General features: G+C 75.4%; 16 protein-coding genes. 8 read left to right on the plus strand and 8 right to left on the minus strand.

Annotated elements, in window-relative coordinates; all coding sequences use genetic code 11:
• Positions 1-43: 43 nt before the first annotated feature.
• From ACIQ9P_RS08560 to ACIQ9P_RS08575, 4 genes are all read left to right on the plus strand, one after another.
• Positions 44-889 (plus strand): hypothetical protein, encoded by an 846-nt coding sequence (locus ACIQ9P_RS08560; RefSeq protein ID WP_402351837.1) that lies wholly within the window; start codon positions 44-46, stop codon positions 887-889.
• Positions 890-1,038: 149 nt separating this feature from the next.
• Positions 1,039-1,791, plus strand: a complete 753-nt coding sequence (locus tag ACIQ9P_RS08565; protein ID WP_402351840.1) for an ABC transporter ATP-binding protein — start codon at positions 1,039-1,041, stop codon at positions 1,789-1,791.
• Positions 1,792-1,796: 5 nt separating this feature from the next.
• Complete coding sequence (locus ACIQ9P_RS08570; protein ID WP_402351843.1) at positions 1,797-3,197, plus strand: FtsX-like permease family protein; 1,401 nt, start codon at positions 1,797-1,799, stop codon at positions 3,195-3,197.
• Positions 3,190-4,572, plus strand: coding sequence for a sensor histidine kinase (locus tag ACIQ9P_RS08575; RefSeq protein ID WP_402351846.1), 1,383 nt, complete (start codon positions 3,190-3,192; stop codon positions 4,570-4,572). The genes ACIQ9P_RS08570 and ACIQ9P_RS08575 overlap by 8 nt, the downstream gene beginning before the upstream one ends.
• Positions 4,573-4,605: 33 nt before the next feature.
• On the opposite strand, the gene ACIQ9P_RS08580 is transcribed toward ACIQ9P_RS08575, so the two are convergent.
• A complete protein-coding gene (locus ACIQ9P_RS08580) occupies positions 4,606-5,271 on the minus strand; it encodes a response regulator transcription factor (RefSeq protein WP_402351849.1) in 666 nt (221 codons plus the stop codon).
• A 129-nt stretch (positions 5,272-5,400) separates the two neighbouring features.
• Here ACIQ9P_RS08580 and ACIQ9P_RS08585 point away from each other — a divergent pair, with 129 nt between their 5' ends.
• Entirely contained in the window at positions 5,401-6,633 is a 1,233-nt protein-coding gene (locus ACIQ9P_RS08585) for a benzoate/H(+) symporter BenE family transporter (protein ID WP_402351852.1), read from the plus strand.
• Positions 6,634-6,997: 364 nt separating this feature from the next.
• Positions 6,998-7,594, plus strand: a complete 597-nt coding sequence (locus ACIQ9P_RS08590) for a choice-of-anchor C family protein (protein ID WP_402351855.1) — start codon at positions 6,998-7,000, stop codon at positions 7,592-7,594.
• A gap of 59 nt (positions 7,595-7,653) precedes the next feature.
• Here ACIQ9P_RS08590 and ACIQ9P_RS08595 read toward each other — a convergent pair whose 3' ends face one another.
• The 6 genes from ACIQ9P_RS08595 to ACIQ9P_RS08620 all read right to left on the minus strand — a co-directional run bounded on the left by ACIQ9P_RS08595 (position 7,654) and on the right by ACIQ9P_RS08620 (position 13,277).
• Positions 7,654-7,980, minus strand: a complete 327-nt coding sequence (locus tag ACIQ9P_RS08595; RefSeq protein WP_402351858.1) for a hypothetical protein — start codon at positions 7,978-7,980, stop codon at positions 7,654-7,656.
• Positions 7,981-8,030: 50 nt separating this feature from the next.
• The gene (locus ACIQ9P_RS08600; protein WP_402351861.1) at positions 8,031-8,360 is read right to left on the minus strand and encodes a hypothetical protein; all 330 of its coding nucleotides are present in this window, start codon (positions 8,358-8,360) and stop codon (positions 8,031-8,033) included.
• A 165-nt stretch (positions 8,361-8,525) separates the two neighbouring features.
• Positions 8,526-9,551, minus strand: a complete 1,026-nt coding sequence (locus ACIQ9P_RS08605) for a maleylpyruvate isomerase family mycothiol-dependent enzyme (protein ID WP_402351864.1) — start codon at positions 9,549-9,551, stop codon at positions 8,526-8,528.
• A 232-nt stretch (positions 9,552-9,783) separates the two neighbouring features.
• Positions 9,784-11,184: a cytochrome P450 gene (locus tag ACIQ9P_RS08610; RefSeq protein WP_402351867.1), complete on the minus strand. Its 1,401-nt coding sequence runs from the start codon at positions 11,182-11,184 to the stop codon at positions 9,784-9,786.
• 182 nt (positions 11,185-11,366) lie between these two features.
• On the minus strand, positions 11,367-12,041 hold the full coding sequence (locus ACIQ9P_RS08615) for a GPP34 family phosphoprotein (RefSeq protein ID WP_402351870.1): 675 nt from the start codon (positions 12,039-12,041) through the stop codon (positions 11,367-11,369).
• A gap of 207 nt (positions 12,042-12,248) precedes the next feature.
• On the minus strand, positions 12,249-13,277 hold the full coding sequence (locus ACIQ9P_RS08620; RefSeq protein ID WP_402351873.1) for a polysaccharide deacetylase family protein: 1,029 nt from the start codon (positions 13,275-13,277) through the stop codon (positions 12,249-12,251).
• 290 nt (positions 13,278-13,567) lie between these two features.
• Here ACIQ9P_RS08620 and ACIQ9P_RS08625 point away from each other — a divergent pair, with 290 nt between their 5' ends.
• Positions 13,568-14,374 carry a GNAT family N-acetyltransferase gene (locus tag ACIQ9P_RS08625; RefSeq protein WP_402351875.1) on the plus strand — a complete coding sequence of 269 codons (807 nt, stop codon included), beginning with the start codon at positions 13,568-13,570 and terminating at the stop codon, positions 14,372-14,374.
• A gap of 187 nt (positions 14,375-14,561) precedes the next feature.
• Positions 14,562-15,686 carry a hypothetical protein gene (locus ACIQ9P_RS08630; RefSeq protein WP_402351878.1) on the plus strand — a complete coding sequence of 375 codons (1,125 nt, stop codon included), beginning with the start codon at positions 14,562-14,564 and terminating at the stop codon, positions 15,684-15,686.
• Between the two features lie 69 nt (positions 15,687-15,755).
• On the opposite strand, the gene ACIQ9P_RS08635 is transcribed toward ACIQ9P_RS08630, so the two are convergent.
• Positions 15,756-17,549, minus strand: coding sequence for a serine hydrolase (locus tag ACIQ9P_RS08635; protein WP_402351881.1), 1,794 nt, complete (start codon positions 17,547-17,549; stop codon positions 15,756-15,758).
• Positions 17,550-17,692: the final 143 nt, after the last annotated feature.

Here is a 17,692-nt window from a genome sequence, read left to right on the forward strand (position 1 = left end):
TCTCGCAGTAGGTTGGGCGGGCTCAGCCGACCCCTGGAGAACCATGGCCGCCACCAAGCCCCGCGTCCTGTACGTCACCGACCTCGCCTATCCGGCCGCCGGGCGCCGGTACTGCGACGAGGACATCGCGCTCTCCGACCGGCTGCGCGCCGACTTCGACCTCGCCCTGTGCCACCCGCTGGACGCGGCCGCGCTGATGGACGCCTTCGACGCGGTCGTGGTCCGCAACAGCGGGCCGGTGCTGCACTACCAGGCCCAGTACGACGCCTTCCGCGCCGCCGCGCTCCGCTCGGGCACCCGCGTCCACAACCAACTGCGCGGCAAGGCCGACATGAAGGGCAAGCGGTACCTGTTGGAACTCTTCGCCGCCGGCCACCCCGTCATCCCCACCGTCGACCGGGCCGAGGACCTCGCCGGACTGCCCGACGTCCCCGAGTACGTGGTCAAGCCCGAGCTGGGCGCGGACTCCATCGGCCTGGCATTCGTCCCCCGCGAGGAGCTGGCCGGCATCACGTTCGACGGCGTCCTCGTCCAGCCGCGGATCCGCTTCACCTACGAGGTCTCGTTCTACTTCGTCGACCGCACCTTCCAGTACGCCCTCCACGCCCCGGACCCCGGACGGCGCTGGCAGCTGGAGCGCTACCGGCCGACCCCCGCCGACCTCGCCTTCGCCCAGCGCTTCGTCGACTGGAACGACATCGACCGCGGGGTCCAGCGCGTCGACGCCTGCCGCACCCCCGAGGGCGACCTCCTGCTGGTCGAACTGGAGGACCTCAACCCCTACCTCTCCCTGGACGTCCTGGACGACGCCGCCCGCGACACCTTCGTCACCGCCTTCACGGCCTCCCTCCACGCCCTGCTGGCCGACGACGGACCACGGACCGACTGACCGGCGACAAGCCACAGAGCCCGATCGGGCACGGGACTCGGGCCGGGCGCTCGGGCCGGGCGCTCGGGCCGGGGGTTCGGTTTTCCGAACCCCCGGTTCGGGGGGCTGCACGATCGATCGGCCCGAGTCCCGCCGCCGAGGATGGCGGTATGGACGGAACAGCACGGATCAACGGTGTCCGGGTCGCCGCCGAGGCGGACGGGTTGCATCGCGAGTACGGACGCAGCGGCGCCAAGGTGCGGGCCCTGCGCGGGGTTTCGGTCGCCTTCGGGGCCGGCACCTTCACCGCGGTGATGGGGCCCTCCGGCTCCGGGAAGACCACCTTGCTGCACTGCCTGGCCGGGATGGACCGGCCCACCCGGGGCACGGTCCGCTGGGGCGACACCGAGGTGTCGCGGCTGCCCGAGCGGCGGTTGGCGGAACTGCGGCGCAGCCGGGTCGGGTTCGTGTTCCAGGCGTTCAATCTGATGCCGGCGATGACGGTCGCCCAGAACGTCGAGCTGCCGGGCCGGCTCGCCGGGCGGCGGCCCGACCGGGGGCGGGTGCTGGAGGCGCTGGCCCGGGTCGGGCTCGCCGGACGGGAGGGGCACCGGCCCGGGCAGCTGTCCGGCGGCCAGCAGCAGCGGGTGGCGATCGCCCGGGCGCTGGTCTCCGGCCCCGAGGTGCTGTTCGCCGACGAGCCGACCGGCGCCCTGGACCGGTCCACCGGCCACGAGGTGCTCTCCCTGCTGCGGTCCGGCGTGGACCGGGACGGCCGAACCTGCGTCATGGTGACCCACGATCCGGTGGCCGCCGGTTACGCGGACCGGGTGCTGCTGCTCGCCGACGGGCTGGTGGTCGACGAGTTGGACCGCCCCACCGCCGCCCAGGTCGCCGACCGCCTCGGCCGGCTGGGTGGGTGAGCGCGATGATCTCCCTCGTCCTCGGACAGTTGCGCCGGCGCCCGGCCGCGTTCGCCGGTCTGGCGGTCGCGCTGCTGCTCGCCATCGCCACGGTGACCCTGTTCGGTTCCCTGGTCGCCACCGAGCTCGCCACCCCGGCGGCCGACCGGGAGGCGGTCGCCGGACCGGGCCTGATGATGATCGCCGGCGCGTTCGGCGAGATCGCCGTCCTGGTCGCGTTCTTCGTCGTGGTCAACGCGCTCGGTTTCGCGCTCCGACAGCAGCAACGGGAGCTGGCACTGCTGCGCACCGTCGCCGCGACGCCCCGGCAGACCCGGCGGCTGGTGCGCGGCCAGGTCGTCGCGACCACGCTGCTGGTCGCCGTGCCGGGCTGGGTCGTCGGCGCGGTGGCGGCCCGGCGTTTCCTCGCCGCACTTCAGCAGCGCGGTATGGCGGCGCCGGGCGTCGGGGTACCGGCGACGCCGGTGCCGATGCTGGTCGCCCTGGGCGCCGCGCTGCTCGTCGGCCTGGCGGCCTCGGCGGTGGCGGCCCGGCGGATCTCCCGCATCGCGCCGGCCGCCGCGCTGACCGCGAGTTCGACCGAACACGCCCGGACGGGCGCACCGCGGCTGCTCGCCGGGGCCGGGGCGCTGGTGGGCGGCGGACTGCTGCTGCGTCTGTCCGCGACCCGGCCGGCCGACCAGGTGGACCGGTCGGGCCAGGCGGCTCTGCTCGCCTCGTTGGTGCTGCTGGTCGCGGTCGCCCTGACCGGGCCGTTCGCGGCTCGCGTCCTGGCCGCCGTGCTGGGGCTGCCACTGCGGGTGCTGGCGCCCGGGACGGGCTGGCTGGCCGACGCCAATCTGCGGGGCTACGCGCGACGGCTCTCCTCGGCGGTGGTGCCGGTGGCGATGCTGGTGGGGCTTTCGGGCACCATGTCGATCATGACTTTCACCGCCGAGCACGCCGCGGCCGCGGCGCGGGCCGGCGGCGGGTCCGCGGCCACCGCCGCGTCCGCCGTCACCTCCGCCACCGACGTCTGGCTCCGGCAGGCCGAGCTCGGCATGCTGGTCTGCTTCGCCACCGTCTCCGTCGTCAACACCCTGATCGCCGTGACCGCCGACCGGCGCCGGGAGTTCGCCCTGCTGCGACTGGTGGGCGGGACCAGGCGGCAGCTGTTGCGGATGCTCTCGGCGGAAGCGGTACTGACCACGGCGGTCGGCGTCCTGCTGGGCGCGGCGGTCGCGGGTGCCGCGGCGGCGGCGTTCAGCCGGGCGGTGACCGGGTCGGCGGTGCCGTCCGTCCCGCTCGCGACCTGCGGGTGGATCGTGGCGGGCGCGGCGGCGCTGACGCTGCCGGGCATCCTGGCCACGGGCCGGTGGGCGGTCGGCGGGCCGGCGGCGGAGCTGGTGGGCGGCGGCCGTGACTGAACGCGACGACCGGCTCGGCGGCGTTGGCGGAATCGGCGGCAGCGGCGGAAGCGGAAGCGGTAGCGCCCCGGACGCGGCCGGGGGGCGGCCGAGCGGGTGGCGCCGGTACGCCGCCGTCCGCGGCGGTGACTGGGCGTTCGCCGTCCTCGGTCTGCCGGTCGCGCTGCTCGGCGGCGTCTACGCGCTCGCCGTCCTGTACGCGGGGGTGCTGCTGTCGCTCACCGTGATCGGCCTCCCGTTCGTGGTCGCCGCGCTGCTGGGCACGCGACTGCTCGGTACGCCGTACCGACGGCTGGTCGGCTGGCTGCTCGGCGAGCACGTCGAGGCCCCGGACCCGTTGCCGCGGCCGGCCGGGGCGTTCGCCCGGGGCCGGGTCGTGCTGACCGATCCGGTCGCCTGGCGGGTGCTGCTCCACCTCGTGCTGCGCCTGCCGCTGGGCGTGCTCGGCTTCACGGCGGCAGTGCTGCTGCCGCTCGGCGGCGGGTGGCTGATCGGGTTCCCGCTCTGGATCCGGCTGCTGGAACCGGGCTCCCGACCGGCCGGCTGGACGGTGGCGCTCTCGGTGCCCCTGGGCCTGGCGCTGCTGGCCGCGGTGCCGGGCGCCGTCCGGGCGCTGGGCGGGGTGAACCGGCGACTGGCCGGGCAGCTGCTCGGGCCGGTCCGCAGCCAGCAGCGCGTACGGCAGCTGGAGGACGCCCGAGCCGGCCTGGTCGCGGCGAACACCGACCGGCTGCGCCGGCTGGAGCGCGACCTGCACGACGGCACCCAGGCCAGGCTGGTCGCCCTGGCCATCACGCTCGCCCTCACCGAGGACGCGCTCATCGCCACCGGGCCGACCGCCACCGGCGCCGCACCGCCCGCCACACCCGCGCCCACGTCGCCCGCGCCCGCTCGACGTGCGGACAGCGACCGGCTGCGGGCCCTGGTCACCCGGGCCCGGGACCAGACGGACGACACCATCGCCGAACTCCGGGCGCTCACCCGGGGCATCCACCCGGTGACGCCGGACGGCGGACTCGCCGAGGCCCTGCCGGGGCTCACCGCGACCTGCCCGGTGCCGGTCGGCATCCGCCTCGACCTCCGGGAACGCCCGGAACCGGCCATCGAGCAGGCGGTGTACTACTGCGCCGCCGAGCTGCTCACCAACATCGCCAAGCACAGCGGCGCCCGGTCGGCCGAGCTCTCGGTGCGCGCGGCCGACGGCCGGGTCCGGCTGCGCGTGCGCGACGACGGCCGGGGCGGGGCGACGCCCGGTGGCGGCAGCGGCCTGACCGGTCTGGCCGGACGGCTGGCGGCGGTGGACGGGGTGCTGCGGGTGGACAGCCCGCCCGGCGGACCCACCACGGTCACGGCCGACCTCCCGACCGGCCTCTGACCCGCGGTCGACCGGGGCCCCACCGCCCCGGACTCACCGGTCCTGCTCCGCCAGATAGGCGAGCACGGCCTTCACCCGCCGGTTGTCGGTCTCCGTCGCGGGCAGGTCGAACTTGGTGAAAACGGCCGCCACGTGCTTCTCGACGGCGCGCTCCGACACCACGAGCAGACCGGCGATCGAGCGGTTGGAGTGGCCCTGGGCCATCAGCTCCAGCACCTCGCGCTCGCGCGGGGTCAGGGTCTCGACCCGGCCCCGCTGTCCGCCGCGCATCAGCCGGGTGACCACCTCCGGGTCGAGCGCCGTCCCGCCGTCGGCGACCCGGTGCAGCGCGTCCAGGAACTCCGAGGTCCGGGCGACGCGCTCCTTCAGCAGGTACCCGATGCCCGCCGCGCCGCCCGCCAGCAGCCGGGCCGCCCAGGCGGTCTCGATGTGCTGGGAGAAGACCAGGACGCCCACCCCGGGGTCGGTCGCCCGGATCTCGACGGCGGCCCGGATCCCCTCGTCGGTGTGGGTGGGCGGCATCCGGATGTCCACCACCGCCACGTCGGGCCGGTGTTCGGCCACCGCGGCGACCAGCTCGGGCGCCGTGCCGACGGTGGCCACCACCTCGCACCCCCGGGCGCCGAGCAGTTCGACCATCCCCTCCCGGAGGATGACGGAATCCTCGGCCAGAACCACGCGCAACCGCTTGTCGATCATGGTCCCATTATCGGCCCGGTCCGATCGGGTGCGGCCCGGGCGGGCGTGGAACGGCCGCCCGCGTGCGGGAGTGCCGGGTGGTGGCTGTGGGCCCGGAGGGGTCCGGGAGGCGTCCGGGATACTGCCGGGATGACAAACGAACTGACGGCCCGGCCGGAGACAGCACCGGCCGGGGACGGGGAGCGTCGGACGCTGCGGCGCGATGTCTCGGGGCCGGCGCTGCTGGCGGGTCTGATCTGCGTCGCGGTGTCGTTCTCCGGTCCCCTGGTGGTGGTACTCGCGGCGGCCGCCGCCGGGCGGCTGGACACGGCGCAGACGGCCTCCTGGATCTGGGCGGTGGCGATCGGCAGCGGGGTCAGCGGCTTCGCGCTGAGCTGGTGGACGCGTACGCCGGTGGTCACCGCCTGGTCGACGCCCGGGGCCGCGCTGCTGGTGACCAGCCTCGGCGACTACCCGTACCGGGAGGCGATCGGGGCGTTCCTGGTGAGCGCGGTGACGGTGACGCTGTTCGGGGTGACCGGCTGGTTCGGGCGGCTGATCGCCGCCGTGCCGGTGGGGATCGTGAACGCGATGCTGGCGGGCATCCTGTTCTCCTTCGGCGCCGGGATCTTCGGTGCCGTGCACAGCGCGCCGACGCTGGTGGTCGGTGCCTTCGCGGCGTTCCTGGTGGCCAAGCGGTTCGCGCCCCGGTACGCCGTGCCGGTGGCGCTGCTGGCCGGCGGGGTGCTGGCGGCGCTGACCGTCGGGCTGCCGCTGCACCCGGGCTCGGGCGGGCCGACGGTGCCGGTGCTGACGGCGCCGGCGTTCTCCTGGTCGGCCCTGGTGGGTCTGGCGCTGCCGCTGACGATCGTGGCCCTGGCCTCGCAGAACGCGCCCGGTCTCGGGGTGATGCGGGCCTTCGGCTACCGGGCGGACGACCGACTGCTGATCGGTTCGACCGGCGCGATATCGGTGCTGATGGCGCCGTTCGGCTCGCCGGGGGTCAATCTGGCCGCGATCACGGCGGCGATCTGCTCGGGCCCGGAGGCGCATCCGGATCCGCGCCGCCGGTATGTGGCGGGAATGTCGTCGGGCGCGCTGTACGTGCTCGTGGGGAGTTTCGGCGGCGTGCTGGTGAGCCTGTTCACCGGTCTGCCGAAGGAACTGATCGCGGTGATCGCCGGGGTCGCGCTGCTGGCTTCGCTCCAGGGCAGCCTGGCGGCGGCGGTCGCCGAGGAGCGCGGGCGCGACGCGGCGATGGTGACGTTCCTGGCGAGCGCCTCGGGAATGAGCCTGTTCGGCATCGGCTCGGCCTTCTGGGGGCTGCTGTTCGGACTCGGCACCCACCTGGCCCTGGACGCCCGGCGCGGCGGCGGACAGTAGCGGCGGACGACGGACGGCGGACGGAACAGGCGCGGCGGGCGCGAAGAACGGGGGCGCGTCACGCGGGAGGGACGGGGCACGTCGCACGGGAGGGGCGTGCACGAATCGTTCCGCTCCCCGGGAAACACCCCGGCCGGGACCGGTCCAACCCGCCGCAGCCGTCGCACGAGGCTCGGCGAGGTCCGGAACGGCCCGGTACGCCCGGCCCGGTCCGGGCGAAACCGGCGCGCGGAGGTGCGGGTCCGGACCGCGCGCGACACCGGGCGCCACCGGTCCGGCCTTGGCAGGGATCACCACGACGGCGGACGCTCTGTGCACAGCCGATCATCGGCTGATCCCACTCACCAGCCCCGGGAGGGCACCCATGTCGTTCTCGCGCACCCGCATCGCCGCCGTCGCCCTGCTCGTCGCCGGCGCCACCGCCCTGGCCGTCCCGGCCCAGGCCGCCGGCGGCAACCGGGCGCTCAGCCGCTTCGACGACGGCAGCTTCGAGACGCCCAAGGCCCCCGTCAACTCCTTCACCCCCCTGACCGCCGGTCAGACCGTCGGCCCGTGGCGCGTCGCGGGCGGCACCGTCGACCTGATCGGCGCCGGCTTCTGGCAGGCCGCCGAGGGCGACCAGTCGGTGGACCTCAACGGAACCAGCGCCGGCACCGTCACCCAGAGCTTCACCACCGTCCCGGGCGCCACCTACTCGGTCACCTACTCCCTGGCGGGCAACCCGGCGGGCGCGCCGGCCCTGAAGACCGGCCGGGCGCTGATCGACGGCCAGAACTTCCAGGACTTCTCCTTCGACGTCACCGGCCGGACGTTCGCCGCCATGGGATACGTGGGCCGTCAGTTCACCTTCGTCGCCCAGGGCGCGTCCACCACCCTGGGCTTCGCCAGCACCGTGGGCGGGTCGTACGGACCGGTCGTCGACGACGTGCAGGTGAAGGAGTGCAAGCCCTGTTGCGGCTGACCGGGCCGCTGCACCGACGTGGGGCCCGGCGGTGCGGCCGCACCGCCGGGCCCACAGGATCAGCGTGTGCAGCTGATCGCGGCGTTCGCCCCGTAGTAGCCGGGGGCGAGCCGGTAGGAATCGGCGAAGAGCAGCACGCACTGCTCGTTGAGGAAGCCGGAGAGCAGCGCGCTGTGACGGGCCTGCTTCTCGGCCTCGCGCTTCGCCTCCTTGGGGCTGTTCTCGTAGGCGGAACCGGTGAACCGCTGAGTCTCCTGCGCGACGGCGGCCGGGGCCGCGCCGGCGCGGGCGACGGTGTCGGTGGTGGCGTGCGCGGCGGTCGGCACCAGCACCACCAGACCCGCGAGGACGAGCGCGGCTCCGGCCCGGGTGAACATCGACGTCATCTCAGTCGTCCCACTTTCCTTCTCGGTGGATCGGGGTGGGTCAGGGCGGATCAGCGCTGGCAGAACACCTCGGCGACGGCGCTGAACCAGCCGCTTCCGGTCGCCCGGACGTCGGAGGCACGGAGGTAGCACTGGCTCCGCTGCCAGCCGGCCCGCTGGGCGTTCGCGAAGGCCACGTTGGCCGCGCTGGTGATCGCCGAGGACTGGGTGCCACCGGTCCCGCTGCCGGTGAAGGTCGCCATCTCGGTCGCGGCGATCGCGGCGGTACCGGCGGGCGACGCCGGCGCGGCCCCGGCGGTGGCGGCACCGCCGAGCAGACAGGCCGAGGCGGCGACCGCGACGACGGTGGCGCGCAGACGGAACGAGGACATGCGGCTCATGGGAACTCCTCCGGAACGGAATCGGCTGTCACGGCGACCAGCCACCCCCGATGGACAGCGGGGCGGGGTCGGTGGAGCCAGTCTCCGTGTACGGAGTTGGGCCGGACAAAGCCCTTCGAGCTCCGTCGAATCCGGACTCCGCCGGCGACCGCTCCACGCCCCCTCTCAAGGGGCGGCGAACAGCCCGGGGAACGAGGAGGCCAGCCACGGCCGACGGCCCCAGGCGAGCACCTTGCCCCGGCGGAGGGCGTCGGTGGCGGTGAAGCGGCCCAGCGCGATGAGGAGGAACGCCACCGGTTCGGTGAGGATGGTGCAGTCCGGGCGGCGCGGCGGCTCCTGGCTCACCACGGCCGCACCGTCCGTGAAGGTCACCGCGAAGCCGTCCAGGCCGCGCACCCGCAGGCGGTAGCAAGCACTGTGGCCGGCCGCCGCCCCGGCGTCCACCACCAGCGGCATGGCCGTCCGCAGGAAAGGCATCGTCAGCCCCACCCGGTGCCGGTCGATCGGGTGCGGCCGCCCCAGCGCGACGGCGATGTCGTAGAGGTGGCCCAGCATGTGGGTCAGCAGGTAGGCGCCGAGGGTGTCCACGTCCATGCCGCCCAGCGGGGTCAGCACCGGTTCCCCGCCGCCGCGCGGTCCGGCCGCCGCGATGAACCGCCGGGCCTGCCGGGCGATCTCCGCGCCGAGCACGACCGGGTCCCGCTCCGGCCGCTCGGCCAGGGAAGCCGCGTTCGCAGCCGCCAGCGAGCCGACGGTGCCGTCCCCGTACGGCCGGTCCGTGCCGGCCGCGAGGTCCGCCATCAGCTCGTTGGCCATCGCCAGGTGCGCGGCCGCCTCCGCGACCGTCCACTGCGCACCCGGGATCGGGGTGGCACCGCGACAGCCGGCGAGCAGGATCACCGCCGCGTCACCGACCTCGGTGACCGCGTCGAACAGCGCGCCGCGCCCGGCGCCGGGCCCCTGCGCGGGGAGCGGGAGAGTCATGGGGGTGAACACTGGCGCACTCCCCCGCCCCTGTCCAGACCCGTACCTGTCCGCGGCCTTCGGCCACGCGTCGGAGCCGGTGCCGATCCGGGCGGCGACGACGGTGTCCAGGACGGTGTTGCGCGTGTCGTTGGAGATCACCACCCACATCCCGTCCATGCCGTCGCGCCCGACGACGATCACGTCCCCGCGCCCCGGCGCGGTCACGGGCTCCCTTCCATGGCGCTGACGGCGAAGTAGGTGGCCCGGTCGGCGAGCGGACCGACTACCAGGTCGCCTGTGTGACCAGCGACCACCCCTGGTGCGACGCCGTCAGGAGCAGCGACGGCCACGCGCAGGTGAACGTGTACTGGGACACCGGCGGCCACGTCCGCGCCAACGCGCGCCGACCGCCTTCGGGAACGCGGTCCCCGCGCGCAGGCGCGGGGACCGCGCCGCGTCATTCCTCGGGCGGAGGCGGGGGCGGAAGCGGCGGACCGGGCCGGCCCGGCGGGCGGCGGTCGAGCACGCGCAGGCGCAGGCGCTGCGGCCGCAGCACGGTGGTCAGGCGCATCGGGCGGTCGTCGGAGCGGCTGCGGCCGGGCACCGTGACGGGGCGGCGGCGCGTCAGCAGGGTGGCCAGCGCGATGGCCGCCTCGGTGCGGGCGAAGTCCGCGCCCAGGCACTGGCGCGGGCCGTTGGCGAAGCCGGCGAACGCCCAGCGCGGCAGCGCGGCGGCCCGCTCGGGCAACCAGCGGTCCGGGTCGAACCGGGCCGGGTCGGCGAAGATCCCGGAATGGTGGTGGGCGACGTAGGGGCTGAGCACCACCTGGGTGCCGCGCGGCAGGGTGCGGCCGCCGAGTTCGACCGCCCGGGTGCAGGTGCGCAGCAGGACCCAGCCCGGCGGGTACAGCCGCAGGGCTTCGGTCAGTACCCGGCCGGTGTACGGCAGTCGGGGCAGGTCCGCGAAGCGGGCGGCCCGGCCGTCCGGCAGCACCTCGTCGAGTTCGCGGTGCAGGGCGGCGAGGACGTCGGGGTGGGCGGTGAGCAGGCGCAGGGTCCAGGAGAGCTGGGAGGCCGTGGTCTCGGTGCCGGCCAGCAGCATGGCCACGACCTGGTCGTGCAGTTCGGCGTCGGACAGGGCCGTGCCGTCCTCGTCGCGGGCGGCGACCAGGCCCGCCAGCAGGCCGGTGCGGTCGGCGCCGTGGGCCCGCTGGTCGCGCACCAGCCCGGCGACGGTGCTCCGCAGGGTGCGTACGGCGGCGCGGTAGCCGGGGCCGGCGGGCAGCCGGACCACCTGGCGCAGCGCACCGGCGAACGCGGTCTCGAACGCCCGCTGGAGCCGGCCGGCCAGGACGTCGGGCACCTCGGTGCCGAGCAGGGTGCGGGTCACCACCCGCAGGGTGAAGCGGTAGCAGGACGGGAAGACGTCCACCACCTCGCCGGGCCGCCAGGAGTCGGCGAGCAGCGCCGCTTCCCGGGTCATCACCTCCGCGTACGCGGCGACCCGTTCGGGCCTGAACTCCGGTTGCAGCATCCGGCGTTGGCGCCGGTGGTCGGCGTGGGCGCAGGTCGCCACCCCGTTGCCGAGGATCTCCCGGAAGCGCCCGTAGATCGGGCCGCCCTTGTCGAAGGTGCGGTCGTCGGCGTAGACCTGCCGCAACAGTTCCGGATGGCAGGGCACCACCAGCCGGTTCGGGCCCAGGCGCAGGTCCACCAGGTCGCCGTGCCGGTGCAGTCCGGCCAGCAGCGCGGCCGGGTCGCGGACGAGCGCCGGGAGGTGTCCGAGCAGCGGGACCGCCCCGGGCAGGCTCGCGTGGACGTAGGCGGGGGGCGCGGCATCCCGCGCGGACGAGGACACGTACAGCAGCGTAGACACGGCCGGGGGCCGGCGACAGTACCTGGACGTCCGCCGCGCCCGGGTGCTGTCGTTCCCGGGCGGCACCCGGGTACCGCCGCGCCCGGGTGCCCGCCGCTCCCGGGCGCGGACCGCACCCGGCCGCGAGGTCGGCGACGGGATCGGTGCCGGGATCGGTGCCGGAGTCAGGAGGCCGCCGCGGCGGCGGCTGCGGCGGTGGCCGCGGTGGTGGCGGCGATGATCGCGACCTGGGTGGCGCGGATCGTCTCCTGGACGGCGTCCGCCGCCCACTGGCCCTCGGCGATCGCGGCCATCCTCGGCTCCACGCGCTTGCGCGGCTCCCCGGGGAAGGCCAGCCGGTGCATGCGCGCGCCGTGCAGGAGGCCGATCAGCCCGCTGGTCCGCGGGTCCGGTGCGGCGCCCTCCAGCACGACCCGGTCGAGGCGTTCGCGCAGCTCGCGCTCGACCGTGCCGTCCGCCTCGGGAAACCGGCGGACGGGGAAGATCCCGAACACCCGGCGCCGCTCCTCGGTCACGATGCCGCGCCAGCGCAGGTTCTCCAATGTGGCCGCGACGCTCTTCGACTGATCCTTGCGCAGCCAGGCCGCCACCGTCGCGGTCCGAGCGCTCCCGGCCCAGTCCGCGAGTGCCTCCAGTTGCACATCGAGCAGGGCCTCGCCGGTCCGCGAGGTGTCGAGCACCTCCACCCGGCCACCGTCGACGCGGACGCGCTCGGCGAGCGCCAGCTCCAGCAGCAGGCCGCCGGCGACGACCCAGCCCACCGTCCAGCGGTCCTTGGCCTGACCGCTCTCGTCGTCGAGCGACAGCAGCATGATCTCTTCGGCCAGCGTGACGTGCATGGTCCACCCCCGTGTTGAAAGTACGCGCGCCCGGGTCCGGTGGCGGTGCAGCCTCCCCCGGACCGATCGGACGATCGGACGATCGGACGATCGAGTGATGATAGATCATTCCGCCCGGAAGGATCGGATACGTCGGAGCCGCTTGTCGGATGTCCGTTCCGAAGGGCCCAGGCGCCCCCTCCACCCCCGGACGGCTCGGCCGCCCGCTCAGGCGACGGCGACACCCCGGGCGGCGAGCAGGTCCTCCAGGCCGACGATCCGATAACCACGCCGTCGCAGGCCGGTGATGATCCCCGGCAGGGCGGCGACGGTCTGCGAACGGTCGCCGCCGCCGTCGTGCATCAGGACCACCGAGCCCGGCCGGACCGCGCCCAGCACCCGCTCCGCGATCACCCCGGGGCCGGGCCGGGACCAGTCCCTGGCGTCGACGTCCCACAGCACCGTGGTGAAGCCCGACCCGGCCACCGCCCGGAGGAGTTCCGGGCTGCGGCCGCCGTACGGGGGGCGCAGCCAGCGCGACGGAGGCGCGCCCCCGCAGGCGCGGGCGAGGGCGTCGGCGGTGAAGCCGAGCTGGTCGCGGAGGCCGATCGGGCCGAGGTCCGGCAGATAGGCGTGGGACCAGCTGTGGTTGCCGAGGGTGTGGCCCTCGGCGGCGGTCCGGCGGACGACCCCGGGGTGGGCCAGGGCGTGCAGGCCGATGCAGAAGAACGCGGCCGGGGCGTCGTACCGGGCGAGCGCGTCCAGTACCTGAGGGGTCCACTCCGGGTGCGGTCCGTCGTCGAAGGTCAGCGCCACCACCGGGGCCGATCCCTCGCCACCCGCCAACAGGACGCCCCGCTCGGCGAGTTCGCGCTCGACCGGTCCGCTGGCCGCCTCCTCGGCGGCGATGCCGTCCTCGCGGCCGGTCATGGTCCAGCCGTCCGGCGGCAGCGCCGTCAGCGCCCCGGGGCGGGAGCCGCCGAGCGCGGCCAGGGAGCCCGCCGTCGTCCGGCCGTCGGTCAGCAGCGGCGGGTCGGCCCGGAGTACGGGTATGCCGAGGGCGGCGAGCGGGGCGTCCATGATGCCGTTGGCACTGTCGAGGACCACCGCGAAGCCGTCCGGCGTCTCCTCCGCCAACTCGGCCAGCCGCGCCAACGGCCTTTCCAGGGAGCAGTGTTCGTACACCTCGACCGTCCCGGACGAGCTGCCGTCCGCGCCCGCCACGGCGATCCGGTAACCCTCACGCGTCAGACCCACACCTGCGAACCGCACTGTGCTGCGCCTCCCTTGGACCGTTCGAGGCCGGCGGGACGGCTGCGGGCGGCTGCCGACGGCCGCCGGCGACGGCGGGCCGCACACGGACCACTGCGGGCGTCCTCGGCATCCGCCCGGCGCGCACCCCGATCGGCGGGCAGCCCAGATCATACGGACGCCGCGCCTCCGCGACGACAGGTTCCGGCAGGCAGCTTCCGGCCGAGGTCACGGGACCGGGGGTGCAAAAACGGGCGGACCGGGGCACCGGGCGCGAGCCCGTCAGGGTCGGCACCATGTCCACTCCCACCCCGGTGTCCACTCCTGCCCCAGTACCCACTCCCGCCCCCGAGCCCACGCACACCCGCCGCCCGGCGACCCGCCGCGACCTGCCCGCCGTCCTCGCCCTGCTCGCGGACGAGGACCGGGTCGTGGACCCGGCGACCGTCGTGGTGACGGAGGCGTACGAGCACGCCTTCCGAGCGATCGACGACGACCCGCGCAACGAGCTGCTCGTCCTGGCGGACGCCGACGGCACCGTGGTCGGCTGCCTCCGGGCGACCTGCATCCCGGGTCTCGGCAAGGGCGGCGCCGAGCGGTCGCCGCTCGAAGCGGTGCGGATCCGCGCGGACCGGCGCGGGGGCGGACTCGGCCGCGTCCTGATGGCACTCGCGATCGACAGGGCCCGTTCGCGCGGTTGCGCGCGGGTGCAGCTGACCAGTGACAGGCGGCGCGGGGCGGCGCACCGCTGCTACGCCGGGCTGGGCTTCACCCGCAGCCACGACGGGTTCAAGCTCGCGCTCCGAGGCCGGTGCCGCGCGCGCCGGGGGCACCCACCCGGTGGCGCAACAACGGGCGAGCACCGGGCGAGCACCGGGGGAACCCGGGGGAACCGGCAGCGGAGCGACCGGTTCCGGCCATGCCGGGGGCGGGGCGGGGCGGGTTCTGCGGGGCGGCTGGTGCCCCTGCGGGCGCGGGTGTGGCGGGGCGGGGCGCCGGGGGCGGGCGGGGCGGCGGACGGCCGACGCGCGAACGGCCGACGGCGGACCGGGCGGCCCGTGCCGGGGGCCTGTGCCACCGCCCGGCGCGCCCCTACGATGTGAGCGCCGTCGGGCCTGACCCCCGACCCCGTCACTGCCGGCCGACGCCGGGCCGCGCCGGTCCTCCCTGAGGGACCGTCGTCCCGTCGACCGCCGCGCGCCGGCCCCGCCACGGGCCCGGGCGGAGCAGCAGTGCGGGCAGCACCGCGCAGGCCACCCGTGAATTCCTCACCGTCCAAGGGGTATGCCCATGCACGCCGGTACCTTCGCACCACCGGTCAGACCCGTCGGCGGCGCCCGCGCCGTCCGCGCCCTGTTCCTCGTCCTCGCCGTGCTGGCGGCCCTGGTGGGCGTCAGCCTCCCGGCGGCCGGCCCGGCCCACGCCGCGGTGCCCGACCGCTGGGGCTTCGCCTACCTCGACAACCCGACCCCGCCGCTGGGCTACGTCCCGGACACCAGCCGCCAGTGGGGCAGTTGGCCCACTCCGGCCACCAACCCGGTGCGGGTGGAGCAGGTCGGCACCGGGTCCTACGTGGTGCACTTCCCGCTGATCGCCGGGCCCGGCGGCATCGCGCACGTGACGGCCGTCGGCCGTACCGGCAGCTGGTGCCAGGTCAAGGGCTGGGGCACGGCCGGCACCGGCCAGGACGTCGCGGTGGGCTGCTACCGTCCGGGCGGCGCGCCCGTGAACAACCAGTTCACCGTGCTCTACACCACCAGCAGCGGCGTGCCCTCCCCGGCCGTCGGCAGCTACGGCTACGTGTTCGCGAACCCGACCGGGTCGGTCGTCACCCAGTACAACTCGGCCGGCGGCACCAACACGGTGGGCCCCGGCGGCACCGGCATCTGGAAGGTCTGGCTGCCCGGTCTGGGCCAGTCCGCCCCGGTCGGCAACCTTGAGGTGACCGCCGTCGACGCGTCCGCCGGCGCGCGCTGCAAGGTCGCCGACTGGTCACCCTCCGCCTCCGGCCAGACGGCCGTGGTCGCCTGCTTCAACGCGGCCAACGCGCCGTACAACACCCGCTGGACGCTGAGCTACTCGGAGAAGCGGGCCGTGCACGGGCCGGCCCTGCCGCCGAACAACTACGGCTACCTGTGGTTCAACGGCAGCGTCCCGCCCGGCACCAACTACAACTCCTCCGGCGCGACCAACACGCTCGCCGGTTCCGTGCCGTACACCGTGACCCTGCCGAACATCGCCGTGCCCTCGGACACCGCCCAGGTCACGGCCTTCGGCCCCGGTCCGGACTACTGCGGGCTGGCCCTTCCCTGGGCCCGCAGCGCGGGCACCGTGAGCCTGTACCCGCTGTGCTTCAACGGCTCGGGCTCGCCGATCGGGTCCCGTTTCTTCACCGCCTTCAGCTCGGCGTTCTAGCGGCGCCGACGGCCGGGCGCGCGGGAAGCCCGCGCGCCCGGTCAGCACGGGGGTGCGGCGGGGGCGGTCTCAGCTCCGGGTGAAGGTGCCGAGGCCGTCGTGGTCGAACTGCTCGACGACGACGGTGGCGGCCTTTCCGTCCGCCCCCAGGGTGAACGTCACCCCGGACAGGCCGGCGGCGTTCTCGCCCCTGGTCCGGAAGCTGAACACGTCGCCGTCGTAGTGCTGGAGCGGGAAGCGCAGATCGTCCGGCCCCAGGCTCATCACCAGCCCGCCGCCGTCCCCCGAGGCCACCGTCATCGGACCGAAGTAGCCGTTGGCGTAGGTGCCGAGGTAGGCGCTGTCCGGCTTCGCCGGGGCGGCTCCGGCCGGCGGGGCGGCGTAGTCGGTGGGCGAAGCCGGACTCTGGGCCGCGGCGGGCACGACCTTGCCCATGAAGCTCAGCCAGTCGACCGTCTCGTGGCCGTTCTGGGCGACGTCGAAGAACTCCTCGGCCACCGCCTCGGGGACGCCGGAGGGCTGGCCGTTGCTCAGCACCACGAGCCCCAACTGCTCGGACGGCAGCAGCGTCACCACGGTCGACGCGCCCAACGAGAAGGCGCCGGAGTGGTTCAGCCGCAGCCGGCCCTCGGCGTCGTAACTCACGTTCCAGCCGAGGCCGTAGAAGCCGGTCCGGCCGGCGGGCGCGGTGGCCGGGGCGGAGACGGTCTGCGGCAGCCGGGTCTCGTTCAGCCCCGCCGGGTCGACGATCCGCTTTCCCTCGAAGGTGCCGTCGGCGAGCTGCAGCCGCATCCACCGGCCGAGGTCCTGCACGGTGGAGCTCACCCCGCCGGCCGGGGCCTGCGGGTCGGGGTTCTCGGTGGTGCTGACGTGCCAGCCGGCGGCGTCGCGGACGTGCGGTGTCGCCTTGTCGGCCGCGCTGTCGTAGGCGGAGCGCAGGGAACTGGTGGAGTTCATCCCCAGCGGCTTGTAGAGCACGTCCGCCGCGAGGTCCTCCCAGGCCACGCCCTTGGCCTTGGCCACCGCCACCGCGGCCTCGGTCAGGCCGTAGTTGGTGTAGGCGTAGCTCGCCCGGAACGGCGCCAGGGTGTGGTCCCGGAGGTGCTGGAGGATGTAGTCGCGCTGGTAGCCGAGGTCCTCCAGCAGGTCCCCGGCGTGGTCCGGGAGGCCGCTGCGGTGGGCGAACAGGTCGGCGATCGTGACGTGGCTGCTCACCCAGGGGTCGGCCAGGGCGAAGCCCGGGTCGTGGGCGGCCACCGGGTCGTCCCACTTCACCACCTTCTGGCCGACCAGACCGGCGACCACGGTCGAGGAGATCGGTTTGGAGACCGAGGCGAGCTGGAACACCGTGTCCGGGTCCACCGCCTCCGGTCGGCCGAGCTGACGGACGCCCAGGCCCTGGGCGTGGATCACCTTGTCCTTGTACACGACGGCGAGGGCGAGCCCCGGCACCCCGGTCTTCGCCAGGGCGTTCCGCGCGTAGTCGTCGATCCGGGCGACGGCGGCGTTCACCTGGCCCTCGGTCAGCTCGGCCGGCGGCTGCTGCGGCGGCGCGGTGGCCGGGGCGGACGCCGCGGTCGTGGACGGACCACCGGAGGCCGAGGACGAGGCCGGGCCGGACGAGGCGGGGCTGGTCGGGGCGGGTTCGGGGTCACCGCCGGACGCCGAGACGCATCCGCCGAGCAGCGGTGCACCCAGGAGCAGACCGGCCGCCAGCAGGGGCCCGGTGCGGGTGGGCAGGGTGCGGGCGGGCACGGTGCGGGCGGGCACGGTGGCGCGCGGCGCGGCACCACGCGGTACCGGGCCGGCCGTGGCAGGCCCGGGCCCGGCGGCGGTCCGCCGGGGTGCGCCGTGACGATGCATCGGGATCCTCCCTCGTCCGGGCGGCGCGGCCCGCACTCGGCGGCGCCGCCGTCCGCCTCACGGCGCGAGTATGGGACGGCCTGTGCGATGCCCGGTCCCGCCGCGCGACCGGGCGGCGCGCGATCCACCCGTCCGGCGGCGGG

Origin of the sequence: Kitasatospora sp. NPDC094019, assembly GCF_044764505.1 — a bacterium.
In the GTDB taxonomy this organism is placed as follows: Bacteria; Actinomycetota; Actinomycetes; order Streptomycetales; family Streptomycetaceae; genus Kitasatospora.